The following is a 9,220-nucleotide window of genomic DNA, read 5'->3' as shown; positions in this document are numbered from 1 at the left end:
TGGACCGCATGCGCCGCTTCGACGCCAAGGGCCGCACCAGCTGACACCCGGCCCACGAGCCCGACGCCCACGAACCTCCCCAGGACACCTCATGTATCGCACCGCACTGCGCAATGTGCTGGCCCACAAGGGCCGACTGCTGATGACGGCGCTGGCCGTCATGCTCGGCACCGCGTTCGTCGCCGGCACCATGGTCTTCTCCGACACCTTCGGCAAGGCCCTGCGGGACAGCAACTCCAAGAGCTACTCGGACGTCGCCGTCCAGGTCGTCGACCGCTCGGCCGGCTCCGGGGCCTCCGCCAAGCAGAAGAGCGAGGGCGGCTCCGCCACGCTCACCGACGACACCGTCCAGCAGCTGGCCTCGCTGCCGGGCGCGGCCGGTGCCCGCGGCGTGGCCGGCGGCTTCACCGGGGTCGCCGACAAGAAGGGCAACCTGATCGGCCAGGTCTGGGCCGCCAAGGGCGCCAACTTCGCGCCGGGCCAGGACGGCCGGGACCCGCGCTACCCGATGGCCGAGGGCCAGGGCCCGAAGAACGCCCAGGAGATCGCCCTCGACCGCAAGACCGCCGACAAGGGTGGCTACAAGGTCGGTGACACGGTGCGGGTGGCTGCCAACGGGCCGGTGATCGAGGCGAAGCTCACCGGCGTCTTCACCACCGACGACCCGGTGGTGAACACCGGCGGCACGCTCACCCTGTTCGACAAGGCCACCGCCCAGCAGACGCTGCTGGAGCCCGGCCGCTACAGCAGCATCGTGCTCACCGCGAAGCCCGGCACCTCCCAGGACGCGCTGCTCGCCGAGGTCCAGCCCAAGGTGTCCGGCCACCAGTTCGACGTCGAGACCGGCGCCCAGCTGCAGGCTGACGAGCAGGCACAGATCACCAAGGGCACCGACAGCATGCGCACCATGCTGCTGGTCTTCGCCTTCATCTCGCTCTTCGTCGGCATCTTCATCATCGCCAACACCTTCACCATGCTGGTCGCCCAGCGCACCAGGGAGCTCGCGCTGCTGCGGGCGATCGGCGCCAGCCGCAAGCAGGTGACCCGCTCGGTGCTGATCGAGGCGCTGGTGATCGGCACCGTCTCCGCGGCGGCCGGTCTGCTGGCGGGCGTCGGGATCGGCGCCGGGATGCAGTCCCTGATCGGCTCGCTGGACGAGAACATGCCGAACGGCTCGCTTGTGGTCAAGCCGCTCACCATCGTGGTGACCCTCGTGGTCGGCGTCCTGGTGACGGTCATGTCCGCCCTGCTGCCGGCGATGCGCGCCGCCCGGATCGCGCCGGTGGCGGCGATGAGCAGCGGCGACCAGCCGGCCAGTCAGAAGAGCCTGGTGGTCCGCAACACCATCGGCTCGGTGCTCGCCGGCGGCGGCCTGGCGCTGATCGGCTACGGCGCCTCCACCGGCGACGACAGCGGCCGGCTGCCGGTCGGCGCGGGTGCCTTCCTGGCCCTGATCGGCGTGTTCGTCCTGCTGCCGCTGCTCTCCCGCCCGGTGGTCGCCCTGGTCGGCCCGCTGCTGCGGCTGCTGGGCGGCACCCCGGGCAAGCTCGCCCAGCAGAACGCGGTGCGCAACCCGCGCCGCACCGCGGCCACCGCCGCCGCGCTCACCATCGGGCTGACCCTGGTCACCGGCCTGACCGTGATCGGCACCTCGGTCGGCGACACCATCGACCGGGCCGTCACCAAGTCGATGAAGGCCGACTACATCGTCTCGACCGCCGACGGCATGAACCTGTCCGGGCAGGTGCCCGCCCAGATCGCCAAGACCCCCGGGGTGGCGGCCTCCTCGCCGATGGTCGCCGCCTACTGGAAGCTCGACGGCACCTCCAAGGCGATCACCGGCCTGGACCCGGCCGCCTTCGAGCAGATCGCCGAGATCAAGCTGACCAGCGGTTCCGTCGACGCGCTCGGCAAGGGCCAGCTGCTGGTGGACCAGGACGTCGCCACGAAGTTCAACGTCACCACCGGCTCGACGATGACCGCGACCTTCCCGGACGGGTCCACCGGCCCGCTCGCCGTGGGCGGGGTGTACGAGAAGGGCGGCATGCTCGGCCCGGTCCTGCTGGCCAACAGCGAGATCACCAAGCACGACCCGAAGCCGTACGTCGCCGACGTCCTGGTCAAGGGCAAGGACGGCGCCACCGCCGAGCTCAAGCAGGCGCTCAAGGACGCCACCGGCGCCAACCCGGTGATCGAGGTCAAGTCCAAGCAGGACGTCCGGGACGACTTCAGCCAGGTCATCACCTTCGCGCTGAACCTGATGTACGGCCTGCTGGGCATGGCGGTCCTGATCGCCGTCCTCGGCGTGATCAACACGCTGGCCATGTCGGTCTTCGAGCGCAAGCGCGAGATCGGGATGCTGCGGGCGATCGGCCTGGACCGCAGGGGCATCAAGCGGATGGTCCGGCTGGAGTCGGTGGTGATCTCGCTCTTCGGCGCCGGGATCGGCCTGCTGCTCGGCTGCTTCATCGCCTGGGCGATCAACGGGACGCTGAAGTCCAGCCTGGCCGGGCTGACCACCGTCCTGCCGTACGGCCAGCTGGCGCTGTTCCTGGGCCTGGCCGGGCTGGTCGGCCTGGTGGCCGCGATCTGGCCGGCCCGCCGAGCGGCCAAGCTGGACATCCTGGCGAGCATCAAGACGGACTGACGTCCCGACACAGCGAGAGCCCCTGCCGGAGGGTTTCGGCAGGGGCTCTTCTACTGCTGTACTCCGCCCGGTCGCACGGCCGGCTGAGCACCACGGAGGTCGTGGTCCGGCGACACTGCCGGGCGGAGGGCCTCCGACTCATACCCCGGCGCTCCCACACCGGGGTCCAGTCGCTTACTTGCTGGCGAGCTCCTTGTCGGCGGCCGGCTTGGCGGCCTCGACGGGCTTGGTGGGCGGCGTGACCTCCTGGATCGGGAGCTGCGGCTTCTCCATCTGGGAGAGGCCGACCATCTCGCGCTTCAGGAACATCGCGAGGGTCCAGTCGGTGAAGACCCGGACCTTGCGGTTGAAGGTCGGCACCATCGCGCCGTGGTACAGGCGGTGGAACCACCAGGCCGGACGGCCCTTCAGCTTGTACTTGCCGAAGAGGATCGCCACGCCCTTGTGCAGGCCGAGACCGGCGACCGCACCCAGGTTCTTGTGCTTGTACTCCTTCTGCGGGAAGCCCCGCATGCCGGAGATGACGTTGTCACCGAGGACGACGGCCTGACGGCAGGCGTGCTGGGCGTTCGGCGGGCACCAGGCGCCCTCGCCGGCGGCGAGGTCCGGAACCTGGGCGTTGTCGCCGGCGGACCAGACGTAGTCGAAGCCCTGGACCTGCAGGGTCGGCGCGGTGTCGACGTGGCCGCGCGGGCCCAGCGGCAGGCCGAAGTCGGCCAGCACCGGGTTCGGCTTCACGCCGGCCGTCCACACGATGGTGGCGGCGTCCATCTCCATGCCGTTCTTCAGCATGACGTGGCCGTCGATGCAGGAGTCCATCGAGGTCTCGATGTAGACCTCGATCTTCCGCTCCTCGAGCTTCTCCTTGGTCCACAGACCGAGGTCCGGGCCCATCTCGGGGAGGATGCGGTTGGCGGCCTCGACCACGACGAAGCGCATGTCGTCGCGGCTGACGGTCTTGTACAGCTTCGACGCGTCGCGCGCCATGTCCTCGATCTCGGCGATCGTCTCGATGCCGGCGAAGCCACCGCCGATGACGACGAAGGTCAGGGCCTTGCGGCGGACCTCCGCGTCCGTGGTGGACTCGGCCTTGTCGAGCTGGGCCATGACGTGGTTGCGGAGGCCGATGGCCTCCTCGACCGTCTTCATGCCGATGCCGTTCTCCGCCAGACCCGGGATCGGGAAGGTGCGGGAGACCGAGCCGGTCGCGACGACCAGGTACTCGAAGGGCAGCTCGTAGCTGTCGCCGGCCGCCGGCTGGATGGTGGCGACCTTGCGGGCGTGGTCGATGCCGGTGACGGACCCGGTCAGCACCTCCGCCTGCTTGAGGGTCTTGCGCAGCGGCGCGACGAGGTTGCGAGGCGCGACGTTGCCGCCGGCCGCCTCGGGAAGGAAGGGCAGGTACGTCATGTACGACCGCGGGTCCACGACCGTGACGGTCGCTTCGCCGTAGCGCATCTTCTTGAGGATGCGCATCGCGGCATACAGGCCGACGTAACCACCGCCGACAATGAGGATGCGAGGACGCTCCGTGGTGCTCATATCCGAAAGTATCCAGCACCGTCCGGAGCAGCCTCCGTGAGCCCGGTCACAAGCTCATGGACACCCCGTGCTACACTCCGCGGCCACAAAAACGGCACCGGCGCACCGGCTCACGGGCGCCGGCAGCCCCTCCTGAACGCACGCCGGAGCACTACCCGGCTGAGCAGCAACGATCCGTACAGTGCCCGGGTTCCCGCTTGTGATTTCGATTTTCAAACCTCAGTGGAGGCCTGGCCTGCGATCCAGCGGGCCGCACCGGCGGCGGGCCTTCGGTCCCACATTTCGGACGTAGCGGGCGGCGGGGTGGGGCGAATGACTGGATCGCCATGTGAAGAAATTCACGAACTTTTCCGCCCGCGCCCGGGCGCGCCCCGGCCCCGGCGCCCGGAACGGGGCGCCGGGGCCGGTGAGGTAAGCCGTGCGGACCGTCAGGAGGCCGTACTCCAGGCGATGCCGTCCAGGATGTCGTGCTCGCTCACGACCAGCTCGGTGGCGCCGGTCCGGTCCATGATCTCCAGCAGCTCCAGCGCGCCGGCCGCGATCACGTCCACCCGACCCGGGTGCATCGACGGGATGGCCGCGCGCTCGGCGTGGGTGGCGGCCAGCAGCTCGCGGGCGATCTCCGCGACCCGCTCGCGGCTGAGCCGGGAGTGGTGGATCCGCGCCGAGTCGTACTCGGGCAGGTCCTGGGCGATCGCGGACACCGTGGTGACCGTCCCCGCCAGGCCGACCAGGGTGGCCGCGCCGGTCAGCGGGACGACCTCCTCGGCCTTGTCCAGCTCGGCCCGCACATGCGCCCGGGCCTCCGCGATCTGCTCCTCGGAGGGCAGCTCGGCGCCGCCGAAGTGCCGTTCGGTCAGCCGCACGCAGCCGATGTCCACCGAGCGCGCCGCCTGCACGTCCGCCCCGCCGAGCACGAACTCGGTGGAGCCGCCGCCGAGGTCGAAGACCAGGTAGGGGGCGGGGAACTGGCCGCCGGTCAGCTCCTTGGTGGCGCCCACGAAGGACAGGTGCGCCTCCTCCTCGCCGCTCACCACCTCCGGCTCGACGCCCAGGATGTCGCGCACGCCCTTGACGTACTCGTCGCTGTTCTCGGCGTCCCGGGAGGCGCTGGTGGCGACGAAGCGGGTGCGCTCCGGGCCGACGCCGAAGCCGGTGATGATCTCCCGGTACTCCCGGCAGGCCGCGAAGGTGCGGGCCAGCGCGTCCGGGTGCAGCCGGCCGGTCCGGTCCACGCCCTGGCCCAGCCGGTTGATGATCATCCGGCGGTCGAGGTCGGTGATCTCACCGGTCTCCGGGTCGAGGTCGGCGACCAGCAGCCGGATCGAGTTGGTGCCGCAGTCGATCGCGGCCACGCGGGTCGTGGTCACTCGGACTCCTGCTCCGCCGCGGACTCCGCGGACTCCTCGGCGGCGCGCTTGGCGGCCCGCTCCGCGGTCTTCTGCCGCTTGGCCGCGATCACGGCCTCGTGGTCCTGCTCCTTGGCGCGGTTGCGGGCGACCCGCTCACCGGCCGCCTGGACCTCGGCCGGGGAGACGCACGGGCCCTTGGCCCACCAGTCCTCCAGCATGCCGATCGCCTCGTCACCGAGCGGGTTGACGCCCTCGCCGGCCGCCAGCGAGTGGCCGACCAGCACGTGCAGGCACTTCACCCGGTCCGGCATGCCGCCGGCGCTCGGGAAGCCCTCCAGCACCTCGATCGCGTCGCGCCGGGCGATGTAGTCCTCGTGCGCCTTCTGGTAGGCGGCGGCCAGCTCCGGGTCCTCGGCGAGCCGGGCGGTCTGGTCCTTCATCACGCCCTCCGCCTCCAGGGTGCCGATCAGCGAGGCGGCCTTGGGGCAGGTCAGGTAGTACAGCGTCGGGAACGGCGTGCCGTCCGGCAGGCGGGGGGCCGTCTCCACGACGTCGGGGTTGCCGCAGGGGCAGCGGTGCGCCACACCGCGCAGGCCGCGCGGCACCCGGCCGAGCTGGGCGGCGATGGCCGCGACGTCGGCGTCGGAGACGGCGGGGTGGTTCTCAGTGGTCATGGGGGGTGGGGTCTCCAACGGGGGACGGTGGGAGCGGACGGGGGGTCGCGGGGGCCAGCGCGGCGGTGTCGGCGGCGTCCACCGAGTCCCAGATGCTGGCGTACCAGGGCTTGGCGGCCTTCGGCCGGTCGGCCGCCGCGTCGGCGGACGGGGTGGCCGGGGTGGCGGAGGCGGAGGCGGACGGCTGGGCGGGCGCACCGGACGGGTCCGCCGCGATGTACGGGGTCTCCCCCGGCACCGCGTAGTGCAGCCGGGCGCGGGCCTGCGCCTTGACGTACTCCGGATCCTGCCAGCGGGCCTTGTCCCGGCGCAGCTGCTCGACCTGCTGGCGCGCGTGGTCGGCCTTCGCCCGCTGGGCGGAGATCTCGGCGCGCTGGGAGATGAACTGCCGCGTCGGGTAGGCCAGGATCGCCACCAGCGAGCAGAGCACCAGGACGAGGACGGTCGCCCGGCTCGTGAACCGAGGCCGGGCCGCCAAGCCCGGGATCCTCCAGCCAGCCATCTCCCGTATCCCCTCCTGGTCGCGACGGTGCCCCGCCGTCCACCCTACGGGGTGTGCGGCGGGGCACCGGTCAGGCGTGCGCTACCGGGGACCTCCGGCCCCCGGGTTTTCGGCCCGCGTGTTCTCAGCCCTCGTGCTTGCCGTGCTCACCGGTCCGCGGAGCGACCGTGCTCATCACTCCGCAGCGCGGAAGCGCGGGAAGGCGCCGCGGCCGGCGTACTCGGCGGCGTCGTCGAGGATCTCCTCGATGCGCAGCAGCTGGTTGTACTTGGCGACGCGCTCGGAGCGGGCCGGGGCACCGGTCTTGATCTGGCCGCAGTTGGTGGCGACGGCCAGGTCGGCGATGGTGACGTCCTCGGTCTCGCCGGAGCGGTGCGACATCATGCAGCGGTAGCCGTTGCGCTGGGCCAGCTCGACGGCGTCCAGGGTCTCGGTCAGCGAGCCGATCTGGTTCACCTTCACCAGCAGCGCGTTGGCGGTGCCGGTCTCGATGCCCTTGGCCAGGCGGGCCGGGTTGGTGACGAACAGGTCGTCGCCGACCAGCTGGACCTTGTCGCCCAGCTTGACGGTCATGGCCTTCCAGCCGTCCCAGTCCGACTCGTCCAGCGGGTCCTCGATGGAGACCAGCGGGTAGGCGTCGACCAGCTCGGCGTAGTACTCGATGAGCTCGGCGGCCGAGAGGGCCTTGCCCTCGAACTGGTAGGCGCCGTCCTTGTAGAACTCGGAGGCGGCGACGTCCAGGGCGAGCGCGACGTCGCGGCCGGGCACGTAGCCGGCCTTCTGGATGGCCTCGGTGATGAGGTCCAGGGCCTCGCGGTTGCTGTCCAGGTTCGGCGCGAAGCCGCCCTCGTCGCCGAGGCCGGTGGACAGACCGCGCTCCTTCAGCACGCCCTTGAGGGTGTGGTAGACCTCGACGCCCCAGCGGACGGCCTCGGAGAAGGACTCCGCGCCGATCGGGGCGATCATGAACTCCTGGATGTCGACGTTGGAGTCCGCGTGCGAGCCGCCGTTGAGGATGTTCATCATCGGGACGGGCAGGACGTGCGCGTTCGGGCCGCCCAGGTAGCGGAACAGCGGCAGGTCGCTGGCCTCGGAGGCGGCGTGCGCGACGGCCAGCGAGACGCCCAGGATGGCGTTGGCGCCGAGCGAGGACTTGTCCGGGGTGGCGTCCAGGTCGAGCATGGCCTGGTCGATCAGGCGCTGCTCGGTGGCGTCGTAGCCGACCAGCTCCGGGCCGATCTGCTCGATGACGGCCAGGACGGCCTTCTCCACGCCCTTGCCGAAGTAGCGGTTCTTGTCACCGTCGCGCAGCTCCAGCGCCTCGAAGGCACCGGTCGAGGCACCCGACGGAACAGCGGCACGACCCGTGCTGCCGTCGTCGAGGCCGACCTCGACCTCGACCGTGGGGTTGCCGCGGGAGTCGAGGATCTCACGGGCTACGACGACATCGATGGACGGCACGAGGCATCTCCTTGCGGAAGCAGGGTCCGGCTGACGGTGGTGCTGTCGGCCGGAGGATTGCGGAGTCGTTACGACCAGAGCCTAACCGCCCGGGCTCCCGGGACCACGTCGACCTCGGCTCCGTCTCAGCGTGTGGCCCCACTACCCACCGGTAGTTCACCTGCTTGTCCCAGCTTGTCCCACCGGGATGGGCGAAGGCGGACGAAGGGGGCCGACCGGTCGGTCGGCCCCTCGTCAGGTCTCAGCCGTCAGGGTCCCAGCCGTCAGGTCTCAGCCGAGGTGCAGGACCTGGCCGGGCACGATCAGGTTCGGGTCGCCGCCGACGGTGCCGCGGTTGCCGTCGTACAGCGCCTGCCAGCCGCCGGACACGCCCTGGGTGGCGGCGATGCCCGACAGGGTGTCACCGGAGCGGACGGTGTAGTCGTGGCCGGTCTGCGCGGCCGGGGCCGGCTGGGCGGCGCGCGGGGCGGCGTGCTTCGGGGTGTACTGCTGGGCGGCCGGCTGCTCGGCGGGCTGCTCGGCCCGCTTCGGGGCGGCGTGCTTCGGCGCGTACTGCTGGACCGGCTTCGCGGCGGCCTTGGGGGCCTGCTGCTTCGGGGCCTGCTGCTTGGGGGCGGACTGCGCCCTGGTGTCCGTGGAGGTGTCCACGGCCGCCGGGGCGCCGCCCTTGCTCAGGCCGGCCTTCTGGGAGCAGACCGGCCAGGCGCCCGGGCCCTGCGAGGCGAGCACCTTCTCGGCGACCGAGATCTGCTGCGCCCGGCTGGCCTGGTTGGCCTGCGGCGCGAAGGCGGTGCCGCCGTACGCCTTCCAGGTGCTGGAGGTGAACTGCAGGCCGCCGTAGAAGCCGTTGCCGGTGTTGATGCCCCAGTCGCCGCCGCTCTCGCACTGGGCGACGGAGTCCCAGGAGGAGGCCGGCGCGGCGGAGGCGCCGGTGGCGGTGAGGAGCGGCAGCGCGAGTCCGACGCCGGCCACACCGGCGACGGCGATGGCCTTCTCGGCCTGGGTGCGACGACGATGACGGCCAGTTCCAACGAGCAGCATG

7 protein-coding genes are annotated in these 9,220 nt (G+C 71.4%); 1 reads left to right on the top strand and 6 read right to left on the bottom strand.

Going from position 1 to position 9,220, the window contains the following annotated elements; genetic code table 11:
* The first annotated feature begins 91 nt into the window (after window positions 1-91).
* A complete protein-coding gene (locus ACIG5E_RS16765) occupies window positions 92-2,647 on the top strand; it encodes an ABC transporter permease (protein WP_396534152.1) in 2,556 nt (851 codons plus the stop codon).
* Window positions 2,648-2,821: 174 nt separating this feature from the next.
* Here the strand turns inward: ACIG5E_RS16765 and ACIG5E_RS16760 are convergent, their stop codons facing one another.
* The 6 genes from ACIG5E_RS16760 to ACIG5E_RS16735 form a co-directional block, all read right to left on the bottom strand.
* Complete coding sequence (locus ACIG5E_RS16760) at window positions 2,822-4,189, bottom strand: NAD(P)/FAD-dependent oxidoreductase (protein WP_396534151.1); 1,368 nt, start codon at window positions 4,187-4,189, stop codon at window positions 2,822-2,824.
* A gap of 428 nt (window positions 4,190-4,617) precedes the next feature.
* Window positions 4,618-5,559 carry an exopolyphosphatase gene (locus tag ACIG5E_RS16755; RefSeq protein WP_396534150.1) on the bottom strand — a complete coding sequence of 314 codons (942 nt, stop codon included), beginning with the start codon at window positions 5,557-5,559 and terminating at the stop codon, window positions 4,618-4,620.
* Window positions 5,556-6,233 (bottom strand): DUF501 domain-containing protein, encoded by a 678-nt coding sequence (locus tag ACIG5E_RS16750; RefSeq protein ID WP_396534149.1) that lies wholly within the window; start codon window positions 6,231-6,233, stop codon window positions 5,556-5,558. The genes ACIG5E_RS16755 and ACIG5E_RS16750 overlap by 4 nt, the downstream gene beginning before the upstream one ends.
* Window positions 6,205-6,693 (bottom strand): septum formation initiator family protein, encoded by a 489-nt coding sequence (locus tag ACIG5E_RS16745; RefSeq protein WP_396534148.1) that lies wholly within the window; start codon window positions 6,691-6,693, stop codon window positions 6,205-6,207. The genes ACIG5E_RS16750 and ACIG5E_RS16745 overlap by 29 nt, the downstream gene beginning before the upstream one ends.
* A 198-nt stretch (window positions 6,694-6,891) precedes the next feature.
* Window positions 6,892-8,178, bottom strand: a complete 1,287-nt coding sequence (gene eno, locus ACIG5E_RS16740) for a phosphopyruvate hydratase (protein ID WP_396534147.1) — start codon at window positions 8,176-8,178, stop codon at window positions 6,892-6,894.
* Window positions 8,179-8,448: 270 nt separating this feature from the next.
* On the bottom strand, window positions 8,449-9,219 hold the full coding sequence (locus ACIG5E_RS16735; RefSeq protein ID WP_396534146.1) for a transglycosylase family protein: 771 nt from the start codon (window positions 9,217-9,219) through the stop codon (window positions 8,449-8,451).
* Window position 9,220: the final 1 nt, after the last annotated feature.

It is taken from the genome of Kitasatospora sp. NPDC053057, from assembly GCF_044546945.1.
In the GTDB taxonomy this organism is placed as follows: domain Bacteria; phylum Actinomycetota; class Actinomycetes; order Streptomycetales; family Streptomycetaceae; genus Kitasatospora.
Note: the sequence above shows the minus strand (reverse complement) of the source record. Positions and strands in the feature narration are given on the sequence as shown.